The organism is Streptomyces sp. NBC_00306, assembly GCF_036169555.1.
In the GTDB taxonomy this organism is placed as follows: Bacteria; Actinomycetota; Actinomycetes; order Streptomycetales; family Streptomycetaceae; genus Streptomyces; species Streptomyces achmelvichensis.
On sequence record NZ_CP108032.1, the window covers coordinates 5581684 to 5604629 of the forward strand.

Consider the following 22946-nt stretch of genomic DNA (forward strand, 5'->3'; position numbering starts at 1 on the left):
CAACTCTCTCCAAACGAGCACCGTTCGCCGGCGAACGGCCCCCCGGGGAATGGTGACAGATCAACGGAGGGAACGCGGCGCGGCCCCGACCCGGCCCCGGCCCGGAATCGCCCACTCTACCGGGCCGGGAATCCAGCGGTCAGTGCTCCGTTGCAGAGGTGACGAGTTCGGTCAGCACGCCGTGGCAGTCCTTGGGGTGGAGAAAAGTGATACGGGAGCCCATGGAGCCGATACGCGGCTCGTCGTAGAGAACACGCACACCCTTGTCGCGGACGGCCTGGGCGTCCCCGTCGACGTCGGCGGTGCCGAAGGCGATGTGGTGCACCCCCTCACCGTTCTTGGCCAGCCACTTTCCCACCGCGGAGTCCTCCCGGGTGGGCTCCAGGAGCTGGAGGTAGGAGGCGCCGCCGTCGGACGTCTCGTTGATCTTGAGCATGGCTTCCCGCACGCCCTGCTCCTCGTTGACCTCCGTGTGGAAGACCTCGAAGCCGTAGGTGGCCCGGTAGAACTCGACGGTCTTGTCGAGGTCGAAGCAGGCAATCCCGATGTGGTCGATTCGCGTCAGCATTCCCCCAGTGCAGCGCCAGGTGCGGTGGTTACGCAACGTGCGCGCGATCACACCGGTCGGCCGATGACCCGGAGCAGTACCGCTCAGTACATTGAGGTAAACCCTCGTTCACTCCTCAGCCCCGTGCTGAAAGGGGATCCTGTCTCATGTCTGGAACGACCGGTACCACCTCGGTGATCGTCGCGGGCGCCCGTACGCCCATGGGGCGTCTGCTCGGCTCACTCAAGTCCTTCTCCGGTGCCGACCTCGGCGGCTTCGCCATCAAGGCGGCGCTGGACCGCGCGGGCATCGGCGGTGACCAGGTGCAGTACGTGATCATGGGCCAGGTGCTGCAGGCCGGCGCGGGGCAGATCCCGGCACGCCAGGCCGCGGTCAAGGCCGGCATCCCGATGAGCGTTCCCGCGCTCACCATCAACAAGGTCTGTCTCTCCGGCCTCGACGCCATCGCGCTGGCGGACCAGCTGATCCGCGCCGGCGAGTTCGACGTCGTCGTCGCCGGCGGCCAGGAGTCCATGACCAACGCGCCGCATCTGCTGCCGAAGTCCCGCGAGGGCTACAAGTACGGCGCCGTCGAGATGCTCGACGCCATGGCGTACGACGGTCTGACCGACTCCTTCGAGAACGTCGCCATGGGTGAGTCGACCGAGAAGCACAACACCCGCCTCGGTATCGAGCGCCCGGCGCAGGACGAGATCGCGGCACTGTCCCACCAGCGCGCCGCCGCCGCGCAGAAGAACGGCATCTTCGAGGCGGAGATCACGCCCGTCGAGATCCCGCAGCGCAAGGGCGAGCCGGTCGTCTTCGCCAAGGACGAGGGCATCCGCGGCGAGACGACGGTGGAGTCGCTGAGCAAGCTGCGCCCCGCCTTCGCCAAGGACGGCACGATCACGGCCGGTACCTCCTCGCAGATCTCCGACGGTGCGGCGGCGGTCGTCGTGATGAGCAAGGCCAAGGCCGAGGAGCTCGGCCTGGAGTGGATCGCGGAGATCGGCGCCCACGGCAACGTGGCCGGGCCGGACAACTCCCTCCAGTCGCAGCCCGCCAACGCGATCGCGCACGCCCTGAAGAAGGACGGTCTCGAGGTCTCCGACCTGGACCTCATCGAGATCAACGAGGCGTTCGCCGCGGTCGCCGTGCAGTCAATGAAGGATCTTGGGGTATCCCCGGAAAAGGTGAACGTCAACGGCGGTGCGATCGCCCTCGGCCACCCCATCGGCATGTCCGGCGCGCGCGTGGTGCTCCACCTGGCGCTGGAGCTGCGGCGGCGGGGCGGCGGCGTGGGTGCGGCCGCGCTGTGCGGCGGCGGCGGACAGGGTGACGCGCTGATCGTCCGCGTGCCGTCGAAGTAGGCCGGGCAAGTCGAGAGAAGGAGCACGGCAATGGTGGACGTCCCCCAGCTCGTCGCCCAGGCGAGGGAGGGCCGGCCGAGGGCGGTGGCCCGGCTGATCTCGCTGGTGGAGGGGGCGTCCCCGCAGTTGCGCGAGGTGATGGCGGCGCTGGCACCGCTGGCCGGCGGTGCGTATGTCGTCGGCCTGACGGGCTCGCCCGGCGTCGGCAAGTCCACCTCCACCTCCGCGCTGGTGACCGCCTACCGGCGGGCGGGGAAGCGGGTCGGCGTGCTGGCGGTCGACCCCTCCTCGCCCTTCTCCGGCGGTGCGTTGCTCGGTGACCGGGTCCGGATGTCGGACCACGCCTCCGACCCCGGTGTCTACATCCGTTCGATGGCCACCCGCGGCCACCTCGGCGGGCTGGCCTGGGCGGCGCCGCAGGCGATCCGGGTGCTGGACGCCGCCGGCTGCGACGTGATCCTGGTGGAGACCGTCGGTGTGGGCCAGTCCGAGGTCGAGATCGCCTCGCAGGCCGACACCTCGGTGGTGCTGCTCGCGCCCGGGATGGGCGACGGCATCCAGGCGGCGAAGGCGGGCATCCTGGAGATCGGCGACGTCTACGTCGTCAACAAGGCGGACCGGGACGGCGCGGACGCGACGGCCCGCGAGCTCAACCACATGCTGGGACTCGGTGAGGCCCGGGGGCCGGGCGACTGGCGCCCGCCGATCGTGAAGACGGTCGCGGCCCGGGGCGAAGGCATGGACGAGGTCGTCGAGGCGCTGGAGAAGCACCGCGCCTGGATGGAGGAGCACGGGGTCCTGACCGAGCGCAGGGCCCGCCGTGCGGCGGGCGAGGTCGAGACGATCGCGGTCACCCGCCTGCGCGAGCGGATCGGTGATCTGCACGGTGACCGCCGGCTGGGGGCGCTGGCGGAGCGGATCGTGGCGGGTGAACTGGACCCGTACACGGCGGCGGACGAACTGGTCGCGGGTCTCACGGAGTCCTGACGGGTCGATGTGCGGGGCCGTGGGACGACGTGCCTCGGCCGCCGGCGGGGCCCCCGCGCTCAAGCCCCGCCGGCGACCGAGGAAACGACCGGAGGCCGTACCGGGTCAGTCGTCCGAGCCGTCGTCGGCCTTGTCCTTCGAAGTGCCGTCGTCCGACGCGCTGTTTGCCTTGTCGTCCTTGTCGTCCTTGTCGTTCTTGGAGTCGGCGTCGTCGGTGTCCTTGGCGTTGTCGTCCTGGGCCGCGGACGCCTTGCCCGTCGTCGCGTCCACCGTCACGTCGTGCGACGCCCCGTCCTTGCCGCGGACGTCGACCTCCCAGTGACCGTCGTCGAACTCGACCTCCGTGACCGTGCCCGGGCGGAACTCCAGCGCCGCCGTGCTCGCCTGCTCGGCATCGACCTTCGCCGCACTCAGGGCCTTGCGCTCGGCCGCGTCGTCGGACCCGCTGTCGTCGGACCGGTCGTCGTCGCCCTTGTCGTCCTGGGCCGCGGACGCCTTGCCCGACGCGTCCACCGTCACCTCGCGGTCGTCGCCGTTCTTGCCCTGCACGTCGACCTCCCAGACGCCCGCGTCGTCGTCCGTGCCGGCCGACTCCACCGTGCCCGGGGCCTTCTGCAACGCCGCGTCCACCGCTTCGGAGACGGTGACCTTCGACGTGGGCGCGGCGTCGTCGGCCGACGCGGCGACCGCGGTGTAGGTGCCGCCGCCGACCAGGGCCGCCACGGCCACTGCGGAAATCAGGATCTTGCGCTTCATGGGGTGTCCTTAGGATCGGTTGGTTGCGACGGGAACCAATCTCCTCGGGTGATGCTGAACCCGAGCTGAAGCCACCTGAAGGGTTCTTCAGCTTCGGTGCGCGACCCTGGGGACATGCGTTTGCTGATCGTGGAGGACGAGAAGCGGCTCGCTCTGTCCCTGGCCAGGGGACTGACGGCCGAGGGCTATGCCGTGGACGTGGTCCACGACGGTCTGGAGGGGCTCCACCGGGCCTCGGAGGGCGACTACGACCTCGTCGTCCTCGACATCATGCTGCCCGGCATGAACGGCTACCGCGTCTGCGGGGCGCTGCGCGCCGCGGGCCACGACGTCCCGATCCTGATGCTCACGGCCAAGGACGGTGAGTACGACGAGGCCGAGGGACTCGACACCGGTGCCGACGACTACCTGACCAAGCCCTTCTCGTACGTGGTCCTCGTCGCGAGGATCAAGGCCCTGCTCCGCCGCCGCGGTCCGGCCGCCGGTTCGCCCGTCCTGAGCGTCGGCGATCTGCGGGTGGAGACAGCGGCCCGCCGGGTCTTCCGCGGTACGGAGGAAGCCTCGCTCACCGCCAAGGAGTTCGCCGTTCTGGAGCAGCTCGCCGTGCGCGCGGGGGATGTGGTGAGCAAGGCGCAGATCCTGGAGCACGTCTGGGACTTCGCCTACGAGGGCGATCCCAACATCATCGAGGTCTACATCAGTTCGCTGCGCCGCAAGCTCGGTGCCGAGCGCATCCAGACCGTGCGCGGCGCGGGCTACCGTCTGGTGGCCACGACATGAGGTCGGTGCGGGCGCGGGCCGCTCTGGGCGCCACGCTGGTCGTCGCGGTCGCCCTGATCGCCGCCGGAGTCTCCGTCCTCCTCGTGCTGCGGACCAACCTCATCGACCAGACGGATCTCCAGGCCGAGGTCGCGGCCCGCGAGACGGCGTCCCAGGTCGCCCTGGGCACGGCGCTCGACCGGCTCGACCTGCCCGACGGTGACGAGCGGCCGGTGCAGATCGTCGACGAGAAGGGCCGGGTACGGGCGGTGAGCGAAGGGCTGGAGAGCATCTCCGGCACCGCGACCGGCCAGGTGAAGCCCCAGGGTGCCGTCCAGCCGCCCCCCGGCGACGACGATGACGACGGGCAGGAGCAGGACGACGATCCGCGCCCGGGAGAGGTGTCGAGCGCCGAGCCGCGGTTCAGCACGGGCAGCGCCACGGTGGACGGCGAGAGCGCCGAGTACCGGTTCGCCGCGGTCGAGGCGGCGAACGGCGACGGTCTCACGCTCACCGTCTACGCGGGCGCACCGCTGGCTCCCGAGCAGGACGCCGTGAACACCGTGCGCGAAGCCATGCTGGTCGGGCTGCCATTGCTGCTGGTCGTCGTCGGCGGGGTGACCTGGCTGGTGACCCGTCGCGCCCTTCAGCCGGTCGAGGGCATCCGGAGCGAGATGGCGGCCATCACGGCGTCCGAGGATCTCTCCCGGCGCGTGCCGGAGCCCGGCTCGCGGGACGAGGTCGCTCGGCTGGCCCGGACGACCAACGAGACGCTGGCCGCGCTGGAGGCCTCCGTCCAGCGGCAGCGGGCTTTCGTCGCGGACGCCTCGCACGAGCTGCGCAGCCCCATCGCCTCGCTGCGCACCCAGCTCGAAGTGGGCGTGGCGCACCCGGAGTTGCTGGATGTGCCGGGCGCGGTGGAGGACACCGTGCGGCTTCAGCAGCTCGCCGCCGATCTGCTGCTGCTGGCCCGGCTGGACGCGGGGGAGCGGCCCGGGAACACCCGGCTGGACCTGGCCGCGCTGGTGCGCGAGGAGACGTCACAGCGGACGGGTGACCGGATCGCGGTGGTGGTGGAGGCCGGTGAGGGGCTCGAAGTGACCGGATCGCGCGGCCAGTTGGCGCGGGTGCTGGGCAATCTCCTGGACAACGCCCAGCGGCACGCGCGTACTTCGGTCAGCGCCTCGGTGACCCGGCAGGGGCGTCAGGTGGTGCTCAGTGTCGCGGACGACGGCGACGGGGTCCCCGACAGCGAACGGGAGCGGATCTTCGAGCGGTTCGTGCGCCTCGACGACGCCCGCAGCAGGGACGAGGGCGGCGCGGGCCTCGGGCTCGCCATCGCGCGCGATGTGGCGGTGCGCCACGGCGGAACGCTGGAGCTGGGCCGGGCCGCGGCGGGCGGCGCGCTCTTCGAGCTCCGCCTGCCCGCCGCGTAGTACCCCGCTTACGCCTTGCCGCGCCGGCCGCGCAGGTGGTCGGCCACCGGCGAGAGGGACGCCCGCAGCTCCGCGAGCGCCTCCGGTGTCAGTAGATCGATGAAGTGCTTGCGTACGGACGCGACATGGTGCGGCGCGACCTTCTGCATGGTCTCGGTGCCCTGGTCGGTGAGCACCGCGTACAGCCCGCGGCGGTCGGACTCGCAGTTCTCCCGGCGGACCAGGCCCGCGCTCTCCATACGCGTGATCTGGTGGGAGAGGCGGCTCTTGGACTGGAGCGTGGCAGCCGCCAGATCGCTCATCCGCATACGCCTGTCCGGTGACTCGGAGAGGTTGACCAGGATCTCGTAGTCGTTGTTGGTCAGGCCGAACGGCTGGAGGTCCTTCTCGAGCTGGTGCATCAGCAGTCGGCTGACGTCCAGGTGCGTGCGCCAGGCGCACTGCTCGTCATCGGTCAGCCAGCGGGTGGCCGTCTCGGTCTCCATATATGGATTCTACCTAAGAAGTTGAAAGACGGACGAATTGTGGAGCTGTGACGCCGGGCACCCGGTACACGAAAGGCGCAGCGCACGGTGGGTGCAGACGTTCGACGTCACACTCCGCAGACTACCGCTCACAGGCCGAAGCGACGCTGGAGATCCCCCAGCTGACCGGGGAGACGGGGGGTGGCCCCCGGTTGACCTGGGGTCCCTCCGCCGTGGCCGCCCGGCACCCCCGCCTGGTGCGGCACCCCACCGGTCGCCGTCTCCGCCATCAGCATCTCGGTCGACTGGAGCAGCACCGTGCCCGCCCCGATGAACTCGAACTGGTGCTCCTCACCGGAGGCACCGCCGATCCCGGTCATCGCGCGCAGGCCTCCCATCACGCCGGTCATATAGCCGTGGTCGTAGTGGTGGCAGGGGGAGGGGCAGTCGGCCCAGCCCACCAGCGCCTGCGGGTCCACCCGGAGCGGAGGCTCCATGAAGACCACGGGTCCGTTGGACGCGGCGACGAACTTCCCGGTTCCGATCAGCGTCAGGAAGCCCGGCACGATCGACTGCTTCAGTGCCAGCGTCGGCTCGTAGGCGAGCAGATTGCCGGACCGGATCGTCAGATTGCCGTTGTCCAGGTCGAAGGAGTTCACGTCGAAGGCGCGGTCGGCGAGCAGCATCTTTCCGCTGCCCTCGGCCACCACCCAGTCGCTCGCGTGCAGCGGCGAGTGGAACGAGGTCCGCATCAGCCGGTCGAGCCGGCCGTGACCGATGCCGTTGAAGTCGATGCGCCCGTAGTAGGCGATCATCTTCCCCTTCTGCAGGAACCACTGGCTGCCCTTGAGCTCCACGCAGAACGTGTACGCGTTGACGTTGTCGTCGCTCGGCAGCGTCATCGGGTCGAAAACCACCGGGGTGCTCACAGCTTCTCCTCCGACGCCTGGACGTACACCGCGCCACTGCCGCTCAGTTCCAGCTGGAACGCCTCGCCCGAGCCGCGCCCCACCATGTCGCGCCAGCCCAGCGCGGTGGAGAGTTTGTTGCGTACGTCGCCGTGGTGAGCCACATACGCCTGCGGGTCCACATGGACCGCCCGCCCGGGGATGATCGGCAGCTCGATCACGCCGCCGTGCGCCATCACCGCGACGGCGCCGTGGCCCTTGAGCGTCGTGGTGAACAGACCCTGACCGCTCACCTGGCCGCGGACCATGCCCATGACCCCGCCCTGTGAGCCCATGAACATCGTGCCCTGCTGGAGGGTGCCGTCGAACGCGAGCAGCCGGTCGGCCTCGACGTAGAGAGTGTCGCCGGTGAGCTGGATGACCTGGATGTGATGGCCGCCGTGGCCGAACATCACGGTGCCGTTGCCCTCGACCGTCATCAGCGGCGTCGCCTCGTTGGCCACGCGCCGGCCGATCATCGACATCAGGCCGCCCTGGCCGCCCTGCATGTTCGGCGTGAAGCTGACCTCGCCCCGGTACGCGAGCATCGCGCCGCGCTGGCTGAACATCTTCTGGCCCGGGGCGACAGTCGCCTCGACCATCTTGGAGTTGATCTCACGGAACGGCATCAGACGTCGCCCCCGATGGTGTTCCGCTCGCTGGGCTGGACGTAGACGAGTCCGTCGCCCTCGAAGCGGATCTGGAAGGCCTCGCCGCCGCCCTCGCCGAGAAAGGTGCGGAAGGTCACACCCGACTGGAAGTTCTGCTGGAGGTTGCCCTGGTGGGCGATGTACGCGCCGGGGTCGACCGCGAGCGGGTACTGCGGTGTCACCCGCAGGACCACCGCCGGGCCGTCCGACATGATCGCGGCCTGGCCGGTGCCCTCGACGGTGGTGGTGAACAGGCCGTTGCCCGTCGCCCCGCCGCGCAGACCGGTGAAGCTGGTCCCGGTGCGCAGGCCCCCGTCCGTGCAGAGCAGATTGCTCGACTCGACGAAGAGCTTGTCGCCGTGCAGGTTCACGAGGTTGATCTCGGACGCGCGGTCGGCGAAGTAGCAGGTGCCCTGGCCCCTCACCTCCATCACGACCATCTGTTCGCCGGTGAGGCGGCGGGTGACCATCCCGCGTATGCCCTCACCGCCGCCGGACATCTTCTTGAACGCCATCTGGCCGTCGTAGGCGACCATCGAGCCGTTCTTCGCTTTGACGGCGTCGCCGGTCATGTCGACCGCGAGCACTTTGCTCCCTTGGAGCCGGAACATTGCCACGGAGCGACGTTAACCGGACGTGGGCTGGACGAACAGGGCCCGAGGGAAGATCCCGGACTCCTGGACGGACCCCCGGACAAAGCCTTGGCAAAGTGAGCTGCCACAATGGTGCAGCGCTTGTGAGCGCGTTCACAAGATCACTGCCGCCCCTCCCATCGAAGGTGCCCCCGTGGACATCAAGACCGCCTCGTCACTCCACCGTCTCCGCCTGGTCTCCGCGCCGGAGGCCATCTCCTTCCTCCTGCTGCTCGTCTGCTCTGTTCTCAAGCGCACGACGGAGTTCAACGCGGTCCCGGTCATGGGCGCGATCCACGGTGTGCTCTTCATCCTCTACGTGCTCTTCTGGCTGGACGCCTGGAACCGCACCAAGTGGGACCTGAAGACGGCGGCCCTCTACTTCGTCCTCTCCGTATTGCCCTTCGGCGGCTTCTACGCCGAGCGCAAGCTGCGGCGCGCGGCCGACGACGCCGTCATCGCCTCTCGCGCCCGCCGCGAGGACGGGGTCAGCGCATGATCGTCGCGTTCTCCGTCACGCCGCTGGGCGTGGGTGAGGACGTCGGGGAGTACGTCGCCGACGCCGTGCGGGTGGTCCGCGCATCGGGCCTGCCCCACCGCACGGACGCCATGTTCACCTCGGTGGAAGGTGAGTGGGACGAGGTGATGGACGTGGTCAAGCGCGCCGTCGCCGCCGTCGAGGCCCGTGCGCCGCGCGTCTCCCTGGTCCTCAAGGCCGACATCCGGCCCGGCGTCGAGGACGGTCTCACCTCCAAGGTCGCGACGGTGGAACGGCATCTGTCCGCCTGATCCCCGCCCTCCCTCTCTCTTTGCGTCATCTCTTCTTCGCGTCAGCCCCCGGCTCCTAGCCGGGGGCTTTCTCGTGCCCGGGGCGGGTTCCCGTGCGGGTCTCGTGACCGAGGGAGGGTTGAGCGACTGCTCAAATCCTTGCTACCTTCCTTTTGAGCGATCGCTCAAAAGGGTCGGCGGTGCGGGGGTTCGGCATGAGGCTGTACATCGAGACGTGCATACGCGTGGAGCTGGAGACGCTCTGGGAGCGCACCCAGGAGCCCGCGCAACACCAGCGGTGGGACCTGCGCTTCACCGAGATCGACCATCTGCCGCGCCGTCCGGGAGAGCCGCAGCGCTTCCGGTACGCGACCCGCGTCCTGCCCTGGCTGACCGTCGCCGGCACCGGTGTCTCCGCGGGGGAGCGCCACCGGGCCGGCGACCGCGTCTCCGCACTCCGGTTCGCCTCGCCGCACCCCCTCTCGCTGCTGAAGGAGGGGAGCGGCTACTGGCGTTACGTCCCGACGGCCGACGGCGTGCGCTTCCTCACCGGCTACGACTACCGCCCGCGCTGGGGCCGGTTGGGCCGCGTCGCGGACCGCCTCGTCTTCCGTCCGCTCATGGGATGGGCGACCGCCTGGTCCTTCGACCGGCTGCGGCTGTGGTGCGAGCGGGGCATCACCCCCGAACGCGCACTGGTCCACGCACTCGCCGACCTCGGCGTCCGGGGGCTCGCCGCCGGGATAGCCCTGTCGCTGGACCCCCTCGCGGGAATCGCGGCCGCCGTCATGGCAGTCGTCCTGCCGCCCTCGCCCAGCACTCCGGCAGCCCGCCGCTGTCTGCGCACCCCGCCGGGACCGGCGGCCGCTCCCGCCCTCCTCGGCTCCCTGGAGCTGACGAACACCCTGGAGCACGCATGAGCTCGATCTTCCGCACCGTCATGGGCGACGACTTCGGCCGGCTCCACCCGCAGCTCCAGCGCCGCTTCTCCGTCGGACTCGCGTCCGGTGAAGCGTGCGTCGGACGGGGGGTGATGGACCGTATCTGGCACGGCCGCGGCTTCGTCAAACCGTTCCTGTCCCTGGGCGGCAGCCGCAACATCCTGGTGCCGCGCACGGGTCGCGGCGTCCCCTTCACCATCGAGAACTTCCCGTACGCCGACAGCTACGGCCGGGAGACCGTCACCTTCGTCCGGACCTTCGCCCTGCCCGGCGGACCGCGCCGCTTCGACGCGACGATGATCGCCGCCCCGTCGGGCGACCGCATCGTCGACTATCTCGGCACGCACCAGCATCTCGCCAGCGATCTGCGCCTCTTCGCCGAGCCCGACGGCTCACTGCTCATCCGCTCCGGCGAACACCGCTTCCGCGAGGGGCCGGTGGACCTGCGGGTTCCCGAACTGATCGGCGGCGACGCGGAAGTGCGCGAGTCCTACGACGACGCCACCGGCCGCTTCCGTATCCGGGTGCGGGTGACCAACCGCCGCTTCGGGCCGCTCTTCGGCTACGAGGGCTCGTTCACGGCCGAGTACGTCGACGTACGCTCGCACGGGGTGCGCGCCGGGCTGCGCCCGGTACGCGAGGAGATACGGGCGTGAGCCAGGAGACCAAGGAGAAGCTGCTGGAGGGCGCGCTGCGCACGCTCACCGAGCAGGGCATCGCCAAGACCTCCGCCCGCTCCATCGCCGCCGCCGCCGGAGTCAACCAGGCGCTCGTCTTCTACCACTTCGGCTCTGTCGACGACCTGCTCGCCGCGGCCTGCCGTCACGGCGCGGAGCAGCGGGTGTCCCGCTACCGCGAACGGCTCGGTGAGATCGGCACGCTGACCGAACTCCTCGTGTTCGGGCGCGAGATGCACGCCGAGGAACGGTCCGGAGGCCATGTCGCGGTCCTCGGCCAGCTGCTCGCCGGAGCACAGACCCAGCCGCGCCTCGCGCCCGCCACCGCCGCGGGCCTGGAGCTGTGGATCGCCGAGATCGAGAAGGTACTGGTCAGGGTCCTCGCGGCATCTCCGCTCGGGGAGTTCGCCGACCCGGTGGGCCTCGCGCGCGCGGTCGCCGCGTCGTTCGTGGGTCTCGAACTGTACGAGGGCGTCGACCCGGGCGGCGCGGAGCGTGCGCTGGCCGCCCTGGAGCAGCTCACGGTCCTGGCGGCCGCCCTCGACGAGCTCGGTCCGGTGGCCCAGCGCGCCGTCCGGCACAAGCTGCGGCGCTCCACCCGCCGTTGAGCACGGCCCGGGTTCAGGCGCCGGGCTGCGTGGCCGTCAGGGCGATGCCGAGCGGGGTCCGCTCGTAGAGGACCTGGTGGCCGTAGCGGCGTGAGGTCAGCAGGCCCGCGTCCCGCAGCACCGACAGATGCGCGGAGACGGACGAGGGCGCGAGACCCAGCCGGTGCGCGAGTGCACTCGTCCCGGCGGGCTCGTCCAGGGCCACGAGCACGGACGCCCGCTTGGGGCCGAGCAGCCGGGCCAGCGCGTCCGGTGTGCTCGCCGCGGGCTCCGTCCACAGGGCGCCGATCCCGCGTGCCGGGTAGGCGACGGTCGGCTGCCAGGGCGGTTCGAAGCCGGTCACGACGTCCGGCCAGCAGAAGACGCTGGGCAGCAGCATCAGTCCCTGGCCGTCGAGATGGCGCACATGGTCCGAGCTCTTCTCCAGCGTCAGCGTGCCGTCCGCCCACCGCAGCCGGGGGTGCAGATCGGCGAACAGGCCCTCGATGCCGGTGTCGGCGAGCCGGCGCGAGTGGAAGGCCACATCGGCCTCCAGCAGCGTGCGCAGCCGGGGCCATTCGGGCTCGACCAGGACGTGCCACGCCTCCTCCAGGCGGTCGGCGAGCTCGTGGACCGCTCGGGCGGGATCGGCGAGCAGCGCCCGGCCCGCGGGCGACTCGGCTGCGCCGGGGGTGCAGGCCAGCGACCACGCCATGTCCTGGCGGGCGGACTCGGGATCCGCGGCCCGTACGGCGGCGATCTCCTCGCCGAAGGACGCGGCGGGGCCGATGGGCGGCGGCCCGAGGAAGTCGGGGGCGTGTCCGCGACGGGGCATCAGCAGCCACAGGGCGGAGAGATCGAGCCGTGCGGCGTCCCGCCGGATCCGGGCGAGCCAGGGCAGGTGGTAGCCGTGCCGGTCGGGGCGCTTGAGGGTGCGTACGGCCTCGTGCGTCTCCCAGAGCGGTGACACGGCGAACCGGATGCGCAGGAGGTCCGCCTCCCGGAAGTGCATGGCGGACGGCATGACGGCTCCTGAAGATTCGGCTGCTGCCGAAAGTCTAGGGCCGGGCGCAGAGGGTCGGCAGGCTGCGCCCATGACTCGTCCCTCTCTCCCGCCGCCCTCCGCAGCCGGCGGCGCGAACGTGCCCGCGGACGCACGGTCCGGCGGTCCCGCGGGTGCCGAAGCCGTCGGCGCGCGCCCTGCACGTGCGGCAGCCGGCGCTGCGCACCACGTCGATACAGGTCCGGCGACGGTGGAGGCCGGCGGTGCGCGGTCCGTCGGAACGAGCCGCGCGGCCGATGCGGCGGTCGAGGCGCACCTCGCGACCGCCGCAGCTGTCGGTGCGGACCCTGGCCTCGCGGCCGAGGCGGGTGCGGATCCCGGCCTTGCGGACGATGCGGGTGCGGATCTCGGCCTTGCGGACGATGCCGGTGTGGACCCTGGCCTCGCGGAGACAGCAGGTGCGCACCCCGCCGGTGGTGCCCCGCCATCCGTACCCGCGCCGCCGGCCACCGGAGCCCCGCACGGCTACGGCGCCGTCTTCCGTGTCCGCGAGTTCCGCGCCGTGTTCGTCGCCCACCTCATGTCCCTGCTCGGTGTCGTCGTCTGCGAGATCTCCCTCACCGTCCTGATCTACCGGCTCACGGGCTCACCCCTGCTGAGCGCCCTCACCTTCGCGCTCGGCTTCCTGCCGTACCTCGTCGGCGGGACGCTGCTCGCCGGCGTCGCCGACAAGTACCCCGCGCGACGGGTGCTCGTGCTGTGCGATCTCGTATGCGCCGGATGCGCCGCGGCGATGGTGCTGCCCGTCACGCCCGTCGCCGTCCTGCTCGCCCTCCGCTGCGCCATCGCCGCCGTCTCACCGGTGTTCAACGGGACGCGGACCGCCACCCTCGCCGACATCCTGGGCGACGGCGACCTCTTCGTCCTCGGCCGGTCGCTGCTGCGGATCGTGTCCCAGAGCGCCGTGCTGACCGGCTTCGGGCTCGGCGGGCTGCTGCTCGCCGTGGTGCCGCCGCGCGGCGCCCTCGCCGTCACCTGCTGCACCTTTCTCGGTTCCGCGCTCCTGCTCCGGTTCGGTACGAAGCGCCGCCCCGCCCGGGACGGCGACAGCGGCGCCCTGCTGCGCTCGTCGCTCACCGGAGCACGCCAGGTCTTCGCCGACCGCAGGCTGCGGGTGCTGATGCTGCTGTTCTGGGTGCCGCCCATGTTCAGCGTCGCGCCGGAGGTCCTCGCCACCCCCTACGCCGACGCCACCGGCATCGGGTCGGCCGGTCTCGGGCTGCTGATGTGCGCGCTTCCCGCGGGCACGATCGCGGGGGAGCTGTACGCCGGTTCCGCGCTGCGCCCGGGCACCCGCGCCCGTATCGCCCTCCCGCTGGCCGCGGTCTCCCTGCTGCCGCTCGTCGCGTTCGCGCTGACCCCCGGCCTCGCTCTCGCCCTGCTCGTCCTCGTCGTCGCCGGCGCCACGAACGCGTACACCCTCGGCGTGGACCGGTGGTTCATCGAGGCGGTGCCCGACGAGCTGCGCGGCCGGGCCATGACCCTGATGACGGCCGGGCTGATGACGATCCAGGGTGTGGGCATGGCTCTCGCGGGTCTCGCGGCGGAGTTCTACGCGGTCAGCACGGTCGTGACGGGCGCCGGAGTCATCGGCACCGTCTGCTGTCTGCTGCTGGTCGCCGAAGCCCGGCGGACCGAAGGGCGAGACGGGGCTGACCGCCATATGACCTGTCGGTAGGGTCGGTGCCGTGCCGAAGCCCCTCAGCCTCCCCTTCGACCCCATCGCGCGCGCCGACGAGCTGTGGCAGCAGCGCTGGGGTCCCGTCCCCTCGATGGCGGCCATCACCTCGATCATGCGCGCGCAGCAGATCCTGCTCGCCGAGGTCGACTCCGTCGTCAAGCCGTACGGGCTGACCTTCGCGCGGTACGAGGCGCTGGTGCTGCTGACCTTCTCCAAGGCCGGCGAGCTGCCCATGTCCAAGATCGGCGAGCGTCTGATGGTCCACCCCACCTCGGTGACCAACACCGTCGACCGCCTGGTCAGGTCTGGTCTGGTCGACAAGCGCCCCAACCCCAACGACGGCCGCGGCACCCTCGCCTCCATCACGGAGAAGGGGCGCGAGGTCGTGGAAGCGGCCACGCGCGATCTGATGGAGATGGACTTCGGGCTCGGGGCGTACGACTCCGAGGAGTGCGGGGAGATCTTCGCGATGCTGCGTCCTCTGCGGCTGTCGGCGCACGACTTCGACGACGCGTAGCCCGCGGCGTCCTCGGCGGGACGCGGCCGGTCGTCCCGAGTGCGCCGGCCGGCGCCGGGGCCTGGCCCTCTGCCGCCCCACCCGCCCGAAGATCGCCCCTTGCGCCCGGTTACGCTCGGTGCCATGAAAGCGAATGTGCTGACCCGCTACCGGGTGATGGCCTACATCACCGCCGTGTGGCTCCTCGTGTTCACCGGCGCGATCATCCTGAAGTACGGGTTCGACACCGGCGACACCATGCTGATCTCCCAGATCCACGGTGTGCTGTTCATCATCTACGTGATTTTCGCGTTCGATCTCGGCTCCAAGGCGAAGTGGCCGTTCGGCAAGCTGCTGTGGGTGCTGGCCGCCGGCTGCATCCCTGTGGCCAGCTTCTTCGTGGAACCGAAGATCACCCGCGAGGTCCGTCCGCTGATCACGGACGGCCCCACCGCGGCAGTCAAGGCCTAGCTCCCACCCCGGCCTCACCCCCGTGCGCGCAGGCTCGCGGGGGCTTCCCATCGACATTTACTAGGACGTCCTAGTAAATTCGAGGGTATGGACGCTGACGCCATCGAGGAAGGCCGCCGACGCTGGCAGGCCCGTTACGACAAGGCCCGCAAGCGGGACGCGGACTTCACCACGCTCTCCGGGGATCCGGTGGAGCCCGTCTACGGGCCCCGGCCCGGAGACAACTACGACGGCTTCGAGCGCATCGGCTGGCCGGGGGAGTACCCCTTCACCCGAGGGCTCTACCCGACCGGCTACCGCGGCCGGACCTGGACCATCCGCCAGTTCGCGGGCTTCGGCAACGCCGAGCAGACGAACGAGCGCTACAAGATGATCCTCGCCAACGGCGGCGGCGGACTCTCCGTGGCCTTCGACATGCCCACCCTGATGGGCCGCGACTCCGACGACCCCCGCTCACTCGGTGAGGTCGGCCACTGCGGTGTCGCCATCGACTCCGCCGCCGACATGGAGGTCCTGTTCAAGGACATCCCCCTCGGCGACGTCACCACCTCCATGACGATCAGCGGGCCCGCCGTGCCCGCCTTCTGCATGTACCTCGTCGCCGCCGAGCGCCAGGGCATCGACCCTGCCGTGCTCAACGGCACGCTCCAGACGGACATCTTCAAGGAGTACATCGCCCAGAAGGAGTGGCTCTTCCAGCCCGAGCCCCATCTCCGGCTGATCGGCGACCTGATGGAGCACTGCGCGCAGGGCATCCCCGCGTACAAGCCGCTCTCCGTCTCCGGCTACCACATCCGCGAGGCGGGTGCGACCGCCGCGCAGGAGCTCGCGTACACCCTCGCCGACGGCTTCGGCTACGTCGAACTCGGGCTCAGCCGGGGCCTCGACGTCGACACCTTCGCGCCCGGCCTCTCCTTCTTCTTCGACGCGCACCTCGACTTCTTCGAGGAGATCGCCAAGTTCCGCGCGGCGCGCAGGATCTGGGCGCGCTGGATGAAGGAGGAGTACGGGGCGAAGACCGACAAGGCCCAGTGGCTGCGGTTCCACACCCAGACCGCCGGCGTCTCGCTCACCGCCCAGCAGCCCTACAACAACGTCGTACGCACCGCGGTCGAGGCGCTCTCCGCCGTCCTCGGCGGCACCAACTCCCTGCACACCAACGCCCTGGACGAGACCCTCGCGCTCCCCAGCGAGCAGGCGGCCGAGATCGCGCTGCGCACCCAGCAGGTGCTGATGGAGGAGACCGGCGTCGCCAACGTCGCCGACCCGCTGGGCGGTTCGTGGTACGTCGAGCAGCTCACCGACCGCATCGAGGCGGACGCCGAGAAGATCTTCGACCAGATCAAGGAGCGCGGCCGCCGGGCGCACCCCGACGGGCAGCACCCCATCGGTCCCATCACCTCCGGCATCCTGCGCGGTATCGAGGACGGCTGGTTCACCGGCGAGATCGCCGAGTCGGCCTTCCAGTACCAGCAGTCGCTGGAGAAGGGCGACAAGAGGGTCGTCGGCGTCAACGTCCACCACGGCTCGGTCACCGGTGACCTGGAGATCCTGCGGGTCAGCCACGAGGTCGAGCGTGAGCAGGTGCGCATCCTGGCGGACCGCAAGGCGCACCGCGACGACGCACTCGTCCGGTCCTCGCTGGAGAAGATGCTGGCCGCGGCCAGGGACGGCTCCAACATGATCGGACCGATGCTCGACGCGGTCCGCGCGGAGGCGACGCTGGGCGAGATCTGCGACGCGCTGCGGGACGAGTGGGGCACGTACACCGAACCGCCGGGCTTCTGAACACCACGGCCTCGGCCGGTTGCTGACACGGGCACGGGCGGCGGGATTCTCCCCGCCGCCCGTGCCCGTGTGCTCTGTACCTGCCGTGCTCTGTGCCCCCGTGCTCCGTGCCTGCCCGGTGTCAGTTCTGTAGGGAGGCCAGGCCCGACAACAGCAGGCGGGTGAAGCCGGCCGCCCAGGTCTCGTCCACCGGCTCCGCGCTGACCAGCAGCCGGTGGACCACCGCGCCCGCGATCACATCGAAGATCAGGTCCGCGTTGCGCGCCGCCGTCTCCTCGTCCGCCTCGTACGGCAGCTCCCCGCGCGCCTGTGCCCGCGCCCGCCCCTCCAGGACCAACAGCTTCTGGCGCTCGACGATCGCCGTACGGATACGGCCCCGCAGCGCCTCGTCCCGGGTGGACTCCGCGACCACGGCCATCAGCGCGGTCCGCGCCTCCGGCCGCTCCAGCAGCGCCGCGAACTGGAGCACCACGCCCCGTACATCGGCCTCCAGGCTGCCGAGGTCGGGAAGTTCGAGTTCGTCGAACAGCACGGCGACGGCATCGACCACGAGCTCGCTCTTGTTCGTCCAGCGGCGGTAGAGAGTCGTCTTGGCGACCCCCGCGCGGGTGGCCACATCGCCCATCGTCAGCTTCGACCAGCCCAGTTCGACGAGCGCGGCCCGGGTCGCGTCCAGGATCGCGGAGTCGGCCTCGGCGCTGCGGGGGCGGCCCGTACGCCCGGTACGTACGGGTTTGGGGGAAGTGTGGCGGCACATGTCGGCGACCATACCGGCCGGTAGGCGTTTCGTTGTGAGGCAGTTCACCGGAAAAATCTCACACGCGGCCGGGCTGGTGCAGTTACGCTACGACCCGTAGCGAAAGCTGTGACCGGCTCCGCGACAACCACACTGGCGCACGGGTGGGGACCCCGCGCCGCGTTCTTCGAGCAGTACCCGTACGACGGTCCTGTGACCGTGTTTTCCCATGCGTGCGCGGAGGGGGGAGGATGTACTCATGCAGCCTAGGAACATGTCCATGAGCGGCGTCGTCGACCTCGCCGCGGTGAAGGCGGCCGGAGAGGCCAAGGCCAAGGCGGAGCAGGCCCGTGCCGAGTCCGCCCGCACCGGCGGCGGCGGTGCCGTAGCCCCCTCCAGCCTGGTGATCGACGTCGACGAGGCGGGCTTCGAGCGCGACGTCCTCCAGCGTTCCGCCGAGGTCCCGGTCGTCATCGACTTCTGGGCCGAGTGGTGCGAGCCCTGCAAGCAGCTGAGCCCGCTGCTGGAGCGGCTGACGCAGGAGTACAACGGCCGTTTCCTCCTCGCCAAGATCGACGTCGACGCCAACCAGATGCTGATGCAGCAGTTCGGGATCCAGGGCATCCCGGCCGTGTTCGCCGTCGTCGCCGGGCAGGCGCTCCCCCTCTTCCAGGGAGCGGCCCCCGAGGCGCAGATCCGTCAGACGCTGGACCAGCTGGTGCAGGTCGCCGAGGAGCGCTTCGGCCTCACCGGTATCGCGGTCGACGCGGCGGCACAGGGCGAGGAGACGGCCCCGGCGCCCGTGCCCGCCGGCCCCTACGACGCTCTGCTGGAAGCGGCCGTACAGGCTCTTGACGCGGGCGACTTCGGCGGTGCCGTCCAGGCGTACAAGAACGTGCTGTCCGACGACCCGGGCAACACGGAGGCGAAGCTCGGTCTCGCCCAGGCCGAACTGCTGGGCCGTGTCCAGGACATGGACCCGCAGCAGGTGCGCCAGGAGGCCGCCGAGAAGCCGGCCGACGTGAACGCGCAGATCGCCGCGGCCGACCTGGACCTGGTGGGCGGCCATGTGGAGGACGCCTTCGGCCGGCTCGTCGAGGCCGTGCGGCGTACGACCGCCGAGGACCGCGACGCGGCCCGGCTGCGTCTCCTCGAACTCTTCGAGGTCGTCGGCCCCGACGACCCCCGCGTGACGGCGGCGCGTTCCGCGCTCGCCCGGGTGCTGTTCTGAGCCATGTTTGAAGCTGCCTGAGCCGAACGTTCCGTTCCGCCAGGTCTATGGGGTTTGCGGCGGTGGCGCTGGTGAGGCGCCACCGCCGTTTTGGCGACAAGGTGACAGAACGCGGCCGCTCTTTACCAAAACTTGGTAATTCAGCGAGCTGTTACTCGTAGTAAATCAACCGGCTTGTTCTGTCCGCTTATTGGCGGCAATCCACCTTTCTGGCCGGACGGCCTCCTGCACCCTGCGTGGCCGGTCGGCATCAGCCCGTCGTGGCGTGGTTATCAGGCCGTTACTAGCGAGTAACGAACCCCCTTGTGTCGCGGCCGGTAATGGACCACGATCGGCGACGCTCGGTCCAATACCGCACCAGCCCGGCCCCCAGCCGTGCTGTGGTCGTTGGGTCCCCACCGGGTGGACCGGCGGCAGTGGCGCCGGTCGCGGACAGGGGGGTTCCTGCCGAACGGCGGGGCCTGTCCGACAGGTTGTGCGTGATGCGTGTCAGGCGCGACCAGTGGTTGTCGCTCGGGGGTGATCGCCGGTGTTTCGGACGCGGATGCGCCTGAAAGTACAGGCGCTCTCCTTCCCGAGGACGTAGCACTTCTCCCATCCCAGGACGGACCCACGGTCCGGACCGGAGATGTACGTCCGAGAAGGAGGAAAGTCATGGAGTCAGTGACTCGGGGTGGAACCAGATGGAAGCGGTTCGCCCTTGTCATGGTGCCCAGCGTGGCCGCAACGGCTGCGATAGGCGTCGGTCTGGCACAGGGCGCGCTCGCCGCGTCGTTCGCTGTGTCCGGCCAGGAGTTCAAGGTCACCGCCGGCTATCTTGACGGCACTGGGTTCGCCCAGTACGGCGGCGTCGACATGGGGTACAAGGACCTCAAGGGCGACGAGAAGACGGCCCACCCGGTCGCCATCTCGACCTTCAAGAACGCGTCGATCACCAAGATGTGCCAGTCGGTCGTCACCGACGTGCCCTTCGTGGGCAAGATCACGCTGAAGCTGAAGGCGGGCGACAAGGGCACCCCGGTCCAGGCGAAGAACCTGTACCTGGACGTGTCGTCGCTGGACGCGAACGCCAAGTTCACGAACATCGACATCGGCGTCGCGGCCAAGGACACGGACAACCCCGGGACCGGCAAGGGCCCCGCGGTCAAGGACGAGTCGATCCTGCCCAACGGGTTCGCCCAGCAGGCGGAGCGTGCCGAGCTCACCAACGTCGAGCAGAAGGCCTGGGCGACCACCGCCGGCACCTTCGAGCTCAGCGGCCTGAGCATGCGTCTGCTCAAGGGCTCCGGCGACGGGGTCGAGTGCTACTGACGGTCATCCCGTCCGGGCGGGCGGGTAGAGCTCTCACGGCTGCGCCCGCCCGCCCAACTCTTCACACAGCAATGCCAGTTCCAGGGAGCTGTTTTCCATGAGCGCCGAGTCTGCAGTGTCACCGGGACGGGACGAGCACTTCCTCCGCGTCCTTCGGCGAAACTTCCGCACGTGGCGGGGCCAGCGGCCTTTCTGGGCCGGACTGTTCACCCTGCTCGGCGGCATCCCCATCGCCTATTTCCCGTACGCGACGTTCAAGCTCGGGCACATGACGCTCTCCATGGCGACGACCGCGGGGGCGGGCTCGCTGATCATCGGCGTCCTGCTGGTCACGCTGGGCCTGACGATGTGGTTCCACAGCATCGTCCGTGTCTTCGCGGGAATCGCCTCGATCCTGCTCGCGTTGATCTCGATCCCGATCGCCAATCTGGGCGGCTTCATCATCGGGTTCCTGCTGTCGATGCTGGGCGGCGCGCTGGCGATCGCCTGGGCACCGGCGAAGTCCGAGCCCGAGCCGGCCGAGGACAAGACCGCCGCATCCGCACCGGCCGAGCCGGCGGGTGGCGCCGATCCGGAGCCCTGGGGCCCCTACGGCGCGAACACGCACGACACCACCATCGAAGCCAACGGCGGGAGGAACAGTGCAGGGTGATGTCACACCGCTGACCACGGCTGGGGGCGATGGGGCACAGGTCAGAAAGGGTCCGCGGCACGCGGCCCCGAGGAAGTCGCTGCTGACCAAGCTCCAGAGGCCTGCGGGCAAGGCGATGGCCCTGGCCGCGATGCCCACCGCCGTCTTCGTCGGCATGGGCCTCACCCCCAAGCTGGCGCTCGCCGATGACAAGGACATTCCCTTCGCTCCCGGTCCGTGTGTGACACGTTCGGACGAGCCGGCGGAGTCCGAGTCGCCCAAGCCCTCCGAGTCGGCCAAGCCGTCCGACGAGGCGTCCGAGACGCCCGACCCGTCCTCGACGGCCCCGGCCGAGGAGAACGACGGCAAGGACGACAACGCCGAGCCCAAGCCGGACACCACGCCGTCCGCCTCCGACCCGGGGCGCGCCGACGAGGAGAAGCCGGACGAGGCGAAGCCGACGCCCACCCCGACGCCCACCGAGTCGGAGACCAGGAACCCGCTGGATCCGCTGGGTGTGGGTGACGCGCTGAAGGACCTGTTCGACGGCCCCGACAAGCCGACGGCCACGCCGGCGCCGACTCCCAGCGAGACGGCGAAGCCGAGCGAGAAGCCGGCCGACGAGCCGAGCGAGAAGCCGACGGCGAAGCCCGCGGAGCCGCAGGACGAGAAGCCGTCGTCCAAGCCCGCCGACAAGGCCGATGAGGCGGACGACAAGACCGACAAGGTCAAGGACGCCATCAAGGACGCGGCGGACAAGGCCGGGGCGACGACCGAGGAGCTCGAAGCCGCGGTCAAGAGCCTCGACCCCAAGAGCGACACGGACATCCCCGAGGGCGCCAAGCCGCGCTTCCCGTGCCCCGAGGCCGACCCCAAGGCGCTGGCTGCGGCCGACCTGGAGCCGGGCATCCCGCTGCTCCCGGACGAGCCCTGGGTGCTGGAGAGTTCGCTGCTCACCCTGACGGGTCTGGACTACAAGGGCATCGTCGAGGTCAAGACCGGCAGCGGCAAGATCAAGAAGGTGCTGAAGTTCACGGCCTCGGGCGTGGACATCAAGGACCTGCATCAGCTGGTGGAGGGCCCGAACGGGACGACCGCGCATGTCGAGGCGGACAAGGGGTCCACCTCGACCATCCGCAGCGGCACGGTGACGATGTACACGGAAGAGCTGAAGGGCAACCTCTTCGGCCTCATCCCGATCACCTTCAGCCCGACGAGCCCGCCGCCGCTGAACGTGCCGTTCGCGTTCTTCACCAACGCCAAGGTGAAGCAGGCCGGTCAGTTCGGCGGGACGCTGACGGTGCCGGGTCTGAACAACTACTTCACCGGTGGGAACACCGGGAACTGAGTCCTCCGGGAGCCGCGAGAAGACTGTGGGCCGTACCCCTTCAAGGGGTACGGCCCACAGTCGTCCCTCGTGCTGATCCGACGGTGACCGGCCTTTGAGATCATCACCGGTATGAACATCATGGATGTGCTGACGGACATGGCGCTGACGGGCGGGCTGGGTGCCCTGAAGCCCGGAGCGTCACTGGACGAGGTGTCCGGCGTCCTCGGGGCTCCGGCCGTGGCGGACCACGTGCCGGGCGCTGCACCGTCCTGGCCGCGGACGTTCGCGTACGGGGACGTACGCCTGGAGGTGTGCCGCTGCGGCCTGATCCACCGGGTCGCCCTCAGCACCTGGACGGATTCCGTCGACATCCCCGCCGCGTGCACCGGCACCCGCACCGACACGGGCACGAAGACGGGCGCGGGCACGGTCAGTATGTCGCCGACCGTCACGTTCGCGCAGCTGCGTGCCGCGCTCGATCTCGCCCGTGTAGCCTGGGAGTCGGACCTGGAGCTCGCGAGCCAGTTCTCCGTCGTCGTGGACCGTGAGCCGGTCCTGGTTCGCTTCACCTTCGCCACCGAGGCGGGGGCAGGCGCGGCCGGCAGGAGCGACGCAACGCTGCACAGCGCCATCGCCCGGGACACCGAGCACATGTGCCCCTGAGGCGACCGGGAGCCTCGCGTACGG

The 22946-nt window shown here is 70.3% G+C and carries 26 protein-coding genes; 18 read left to right on the plus strand and 8 right to left on the minus strand.

All coding sequences use genetic code 11. The features are described from left to right. Nucleotides 1-139 precede the first annotated feature (139 nt). On the minus strand, nt 140-568 hold the full coding sequence (gene mce, locus OHA05_RS25060) for a methylmalonyl-CoA epimerase (RefSeq protein ID WP_313944040.1): 429 nt from the start codon (nt 566-568) through the stop codon (nt 140-142). 146 nt (nt 569-714) lie between these two features. Here mce and OHA05_RS25065 point away from each other — a divergent pair, with 146 nt between their 5' ends. Together OHA05_RS25065 and meaB are read left to right on the plus strand one after the other, a co-directional pair. Then, nucleotides 715-1917, plus strand: coding sequence for an acetyl-CoA C-acetyltransferase (locus OHA05_RS25065; RefSeq protein WP_313944039.1), 1203 nt, complete (start codon nt 715-717; stop codon nt 1915-1917). Between the two features lie 30 nt (nt 1918-1947). Next, the gene (meaB, locus tag OHA05_RS25070) at nt 1948-2904 is read left to right on the plus strand and encodes a methylmalonyl Co-A mutase-associated GTPase MeaB (protein WP_313944038.1); all 957 of its coding nucleotides are present in this window, start codon (nt 1948-1950) and stop codon (nt 2902-2904) included. 105 nt (nt 2905-3009) lie between these two features. Here the strand turns inward: meaB and OHA05_RS25075 are convergent, their stop codons facing one another. Continuing rightward, nucleotides 3010-3660 (minus strand): PepSY domain-containing protein, encoded by a 651-nt coding sequence (locus OHA05_RS25075; protein ID WP_328861770.1) that lies wholly within the window; start codon nt 3658-3660, stop codon nt 3010-3012. A gap of 114 nt (nt 3661-3774) precedes the next feature. On the opposite strand from OHA05_RS25075, the gene OHA05_RS25080 reads away from it, so the two are divergent. Both OHA05_RS25080 and OHA05_RS25085 read left to right on the plus strand, forming a co-directional pair. Next, nucleotides 3775-4440, plus strand: coding sequence for a response regulator transcription factor (locus OHA05_RS25080; protein WP_313944036.1), 666 nt, complete (start codon nt 3775-3777; stop codon nt 4438-4440). After that, nucleotides 4437-5855, plus strand: coding sequence for a sensor histidine kinase (locus tag OHA05_RS25085; protein WP_328861771.1), 1419 nt, complete (start codon nt 4437-4439; stop codon nt 5853-5855). Before OHA05_RS25080 ends, OHA05_RS25085 begins: the two co-directional genes overlap by 4 nt. Before the next feature lie 8 nt (nt 5856-5863). On the opposite strand, the gene OHA05_RS25090 is transcribed toward OHA05_RS25085, so the two are convergent. From OHA05_RS25090 to OHA05_RS25105, 4 genes are all read right to left on the minus strand, one after another. Then, complete coding sequence (locus OHA05_RS25090) at nt 5864-6340, minus strand: MarR family winged helix-turn-helix transcriptional regulator (protein ID WP_313944034.1); 477 nt, start codon at nt 6338-6340, stop codon at nt 5864-5866. A gap of 128 nt (nt 6341-6468) precedes the next feature. Further along, entirely contained in the window at nt 6469-7248 is a 780-nt protein-coding gene (locus OHA05_RS25095; RefSeq protein ID WP_328861772.1) for an AIM24 family protein, read from the minus strand. Then, a complete protein-coding gene (locus OHA05_RS25100; RefSeq protein ID WP_328861773.1) occupies nt 7245-7895 on the minus strand; it encodes an AIM24 family protein in 651 nt (216 codons plus the stop codon). Before OHA05_RS25100 ends, OHA05_RS25095 begins: the two co-directional genes overlap by 4 nt. After that, complete coding sequence (locus OHA05_RS25105; protein ID WP_313948864.1) at nt 7895-8527, minus strand: AIM24 family protein; 633 nt, start codon at nt 8525-8527, stop codon at nt 7895-7897. The genes OHA05_RS25100 and OHA05_RS25105 overlap by 1 nt, the downstream gene beginning before the upstream one ends. Before the next feature lie 175 nt (nt 8528-8702). On the opposite strand from OHA05_RS25105, the gene OHA05_RS25110 reads away from it, so the two are divergent. The 5 genes from OHA05_RS25110 (at nt 8703) to OHA05_RS25130 (ending at nt 11542) form a co-directional block, all read left to right on the plus strand. Then, on the plus strand, nt 8703-9047 hold the full coding sequence (locus OHA05_RS25110) for a DUF3817 domain-containing protein (protein WP_327680083.1): 345 nt from the start codon (nt 8703-8705) through the stop codon (nt 9045-9047). Further along, the gene (locus tag OHA05_RS25115; RefSeq protein WP_313944030.1) at nt 9044-9337 is read left to right on the plus strand and encodes an MTH1187 family thiamine-binding protein; all 294 of its coding nucleotides are present in this window, start codon (nt 9044-9046) and stop codon (nt 9335-9337) included. The genes OHA05_RS25110 and OHA05_RS25115 overlap by 4 nt, the downstream gene beginning before the upstream one ends. Before the next feature lie 194 nt (nt 9338-9531). Beyond that, entirely contained in the window at nt 9532-10236 is a 705-nt protein-coding gene (locus OHA05_RS25120; protein ID WP_328861774.1) for a hypothetical protein, read from the plus strand. Continuing rightward, entirely contained in the window at nt 10233-10913 is a 681-nt protein-coding gene (locus tag OHA05_RS25125) for a DUF4166 domain-containing protein (protein WP_313944028.1), read from the plus strand. The genes OHA05_RS25120 and OHA05_RS25125 overlap by 4 nt, the downstream gene beginning before the upstream one ends. Further along, nucleotides 10910-11542, plus strand: a complete 633-nt coding sequence (locus OHA05_RS25130; RefSeq protein WP_328861775.1) for a TetR/AcrR family transcriptional regulator — start codon at nt 10910-10912, stop codon at nt 11540-11542. Before OHA05_RS25125 ends, OHA05_RS25130 begins: the two co-directional genes overlap by 4 nt. Nucleotides 11543-11555: 13 nt before the next feature. On the opposite strand, the gene OHA05_RS25135 is transcribed toward OHA05_RS25130, so the two are convergent. Next, entirely contained in the window at nt 11556-12545 is a 990-nt protein-coding gene (locus OHA05_RS25135; protein ID WP_328861776.1) for an ArsR/SmtB family transcription factor, read from the minus strand. A 409-nt stretch (nt 12546-12954) separates the two neighbouring features. Here OHA05_RS25135 and OHA05_RS25140 point away from each other — a divergent pair, with 409 nt between their 5' ends. The 4 genes from OHA05_RS25140 to OHA05_RS25155 all read left to right on the plus strand — a co-directional run bounded on the left by OHA05_RS25140 (nt 12955) and on the right by OHA05_RS25155 (nt 17020). Then, a complete protein-coding gene (locus OHA05_RS25140) occupies nt 12955-14262 on the plus strand; it encodes an MFS transporter (RefSeq protein ID WP_328863454.1) in 1308 nt (435 codons plus the stop codon). Nucleotides 14263-14272: 10 nt separating this feature from the next. Continuing rightward, on the plus strand, nt 14273-14782 hold the full coding sequence (locus OHA05_RS25145; RefSeq protein WP_313944023.1) for a MarR family winged helix-turn-helix transcriptional regulator: 510 nt from the start codon (nt 14273-14275) through the stop codon (nt 14780-14782). A gap of 123 nt (nt 14783-14905) precedes the next feature. Beyond that, nucleotides 14906-15232: a DUF3817 domain-containing protein gene (locus OHA05_RS25150; protein WP_327680070.1), complete on the plus strand. Its 327-nt coding sequence runs from the start codon at nt 14906-14908 to the stop codon at nt 15230-15232. Nucleotides 15233-15319: 87 nt separating this feature from the next. Next, a complete protein-coding gene (locus tag OHA05_RS25155; RefSeq protein WP_313944021.1) occupies nt 15320-17020 on the plus strand; it encodes an acyl-CoA mutase large subunit family protein in 1701 nt (566 codons plus the stop codon). A gap of 121 nt (nt 17021-17141) precedes the next feature. Here OHA05_RS25155 and OHA05_RS25160 read toward each other — a convergent pair whose 3' ends face one another. Further along, nucleotides 17142-17777, minus strand: a complete 636-nt coding sequence (locus OHA05_RS25160; RefSeq protein ID WP_313944020.1) for a TetR/AcrR family transcriptional regulator — start codon at nt 17775-17777, stop codon at nt 17142-17144. Nucleotides 17778-18015: 238 nt separating this feature from the next. Between OHA05_RS25160 and OHA05_RS25165 the strand changes: the two genes are divergently transcribed. From OHA05_RS25165 to OHA05_RS25185, 5 genes are all read left to right on the plus strand, one after another. Next, nucleotides 18016-18987 carry a tetratricopeptide repeat protein gene (locus tag OHA05_RS25165; RefSeq protein WP_313944019.1) on the plus strand — a complete coding sequence of 324 codons (972 nt, stop codon included), beginning with the start codon at nt 18016-18018 and terminating at the stop codon, nt 18985-18987. Between the two features lie 654 nt (nt 18988-19641). Beyond that, on the plus strand, nt 19642-20298 hold the full coding sequence (locus tag OHA05_RS25170; RefSeq protein ID WP_313944018.1) for a DUF6230 family protein: 657 nt from the start codon (nt 19642-19644) through the stop codon (nt 20296-20298). A gap of 97 nt (nt 20299-20395) precedes the next feature. Next, on the plus strand, nt 20396-20950 hold the full coding sequence (locus OHA05_RS25175; protein ID WP_313944017.1) for a DUF6114 domain-containing protein: 555 nt from the start codon (nt 20396-20398) through the stop codon (nt 20948-20950). Continuing rightward, nucleotides 20940-22277 carry a hypothetical protein gene (locus OHA05_RS25180; protein ID WP_328861777.1) on the plus strand — a complete coding sequence of 446 codons (1338 nt, stop codon included), beginning with the start codon at nt 20940-20942 and terminating at the stop codon, nt 22275-22277. The genes OHA05_RS25175 and OHA05_RS25180 overlap by 11 nt, the downstream gene beginning before the upstream one ends. Before the next feature lie 111 nt (nt 22278-22388). After that, the gene (locus OHA05_RS25185; RefSeq protein WP_313944015.1) at nt 22389-22922 is read left to right on the plus strand and encodes a hypothetical protein; all 534 of its coding nucleotides are present in this window, start codon (nt 22389-22391) and stop codon (nt 22920-22922) included. Nucleotides 22923-22946 lie beyond the last annotated feature (24 nt).

Excerpts from the sequence above, each read along its gene's own strand:
- mce (WP_313944040.1), bottom strand. The coding sequence starts at position 568 with ATGCTGACGCGAATCGACCACATCGGGATTGCCTGCTTCGACCTCGAC.
- OHA05_RS25065 (WP_313944039.1), top strand. The coding sequence starts at position 715 with ATGTCTGGAACGACCGGTACCACCTCGGTGATCGTCGCGGGCGCCCGT.
- meaB (WP_313944038.1), top strand. The coding sequence starts at position 1,948 with ATGGTGGACGTCCCCCAGCTCGTCGCCCAGGCGAGGGAGGGCCGGCCG.
- OHA05_RS25075 (WP_328861770.1), bottom strand. The coding sequence starts at position 3,660 with ATGAAGCGCAAGATCCTGATTTCCGCAGTGGCCGTGGCGGCCCTGGTC.
- OHA05_RS25080 (WP_313944036.1), top strand. The coding sequence starts at position 3,775 with ATGCGTTTGCTGATCGTGGAGGACGAGAAGCGGCTCGCTCTGTCCCTG.
- OHA05_RS25085 (WP_328861771.1), top strand. The coding sequence starts at position 4,437 with ATGAGGTCGGTGCGGGCGCGGGCCGCTCTGGGCGCCACGCTGGTCGTC.
- OHA05_RS25090 (WP_313944034.1), bottom strand. The coding sequence starts at position 6,340 with ATGGAGACCGAGACGGCCACCCGCTGGCTGACCGATGACGAGCAGTGC.
- OHA05_RS25100 (WP_328861773.1), bottom strand. The coding sequence starts at position 7,895 with ATGCCGTTCCGTGAGATCAACTCCAAGATGGTCGAGGCGACTGTCGCC.
- OHA05_RS25105 (WP_313948864.1), bottom strand. The coding sequence starts at position 8,527 with ATGTTCCGGCTCCAAGGGAGCAAAGTGCTCGCGGTCGACATGACCGGC.
- OHA05_RS25115 (WP_313944030.1), top strand. The coding sequence starts at position 9,044 with ATGATCGTCGCGTTCTCCGTCACGCCGCTGGGCGTGGGTGAGGACGTC.
- OHA05_RS25120 (WP_328861774.1), top strand. The coding sequence starts at position 9,532 with ATGAGGCTGTACATCGAGACGTGCATACGCGTGGAGCTGGAGACGCTC.
- OHA05_RS25125 (WP_313944028.1), top strand. The coding sequence starts at position 10,233 with ATGAGCTCGATCTTCCGCACCGTCATGGGCGACGACTTCGGCCGGCTC.
- OHA05_RS25135 (WP_328861776.1), bottom strand. The coding sequence starts at position 12,545 with ATGCCGTCCGCCATGCACTTCCGGGAGGCGGACCTCCTGCGCATCCGG.
- OHA05_RS25150 (WP_327680070.1), top strand. The coding sequence starts at position 14,906 with ATGAAAGCGAATGTGCTGACCCGCTACCGGGTGATGGCCTACATCACC.
- OHA05_RS25155 (WP_313944021.1), top strand. The coding sequence starts at position 15,320 with ATGGACGCTGACGCCATCGAGGAAGGCCGCCGACGCTGGCAGGCCCGT.
- OHA05_RS25160 (WP_313944020.1), bottom strand. The coding sequence starts at position 17,777 with ATGTGCCGCCACACTTCCCCCAAACCCGTACGTACCGGGCGTACGGGC.
- OHA05_RS25165 (WP_313944019.1), top strand. The coding sequence starts at position 18,016 with ATGCAGCCTAGGAACATGTCCATGAGCGGCGTCGTCGACCTCGCCGCG.
- OHA05_RS25170 (WP_313944018.1), top strand. The coding sequence starts at position 19,642 with ATGGAGTCAGTGACTCGGGGTGGAACCAGATGGAAGCGGTTCGCCCTT.
- OHA05_RS25175 (WP_313944017.1), top strand. The coding sequence starts at position 20,396 with ATGAGCGCCGAGTCTGCAGTGTCACCGGGACGGGACGAGCACTTCCTC.
- OHA05_RS25185 (WP_313944015.1), top strand. The coding sequence starts at position 22,389 with ATGAACATCATGGATGTGCTGACGGACATGGCGCTGACGGGCGGGCTG.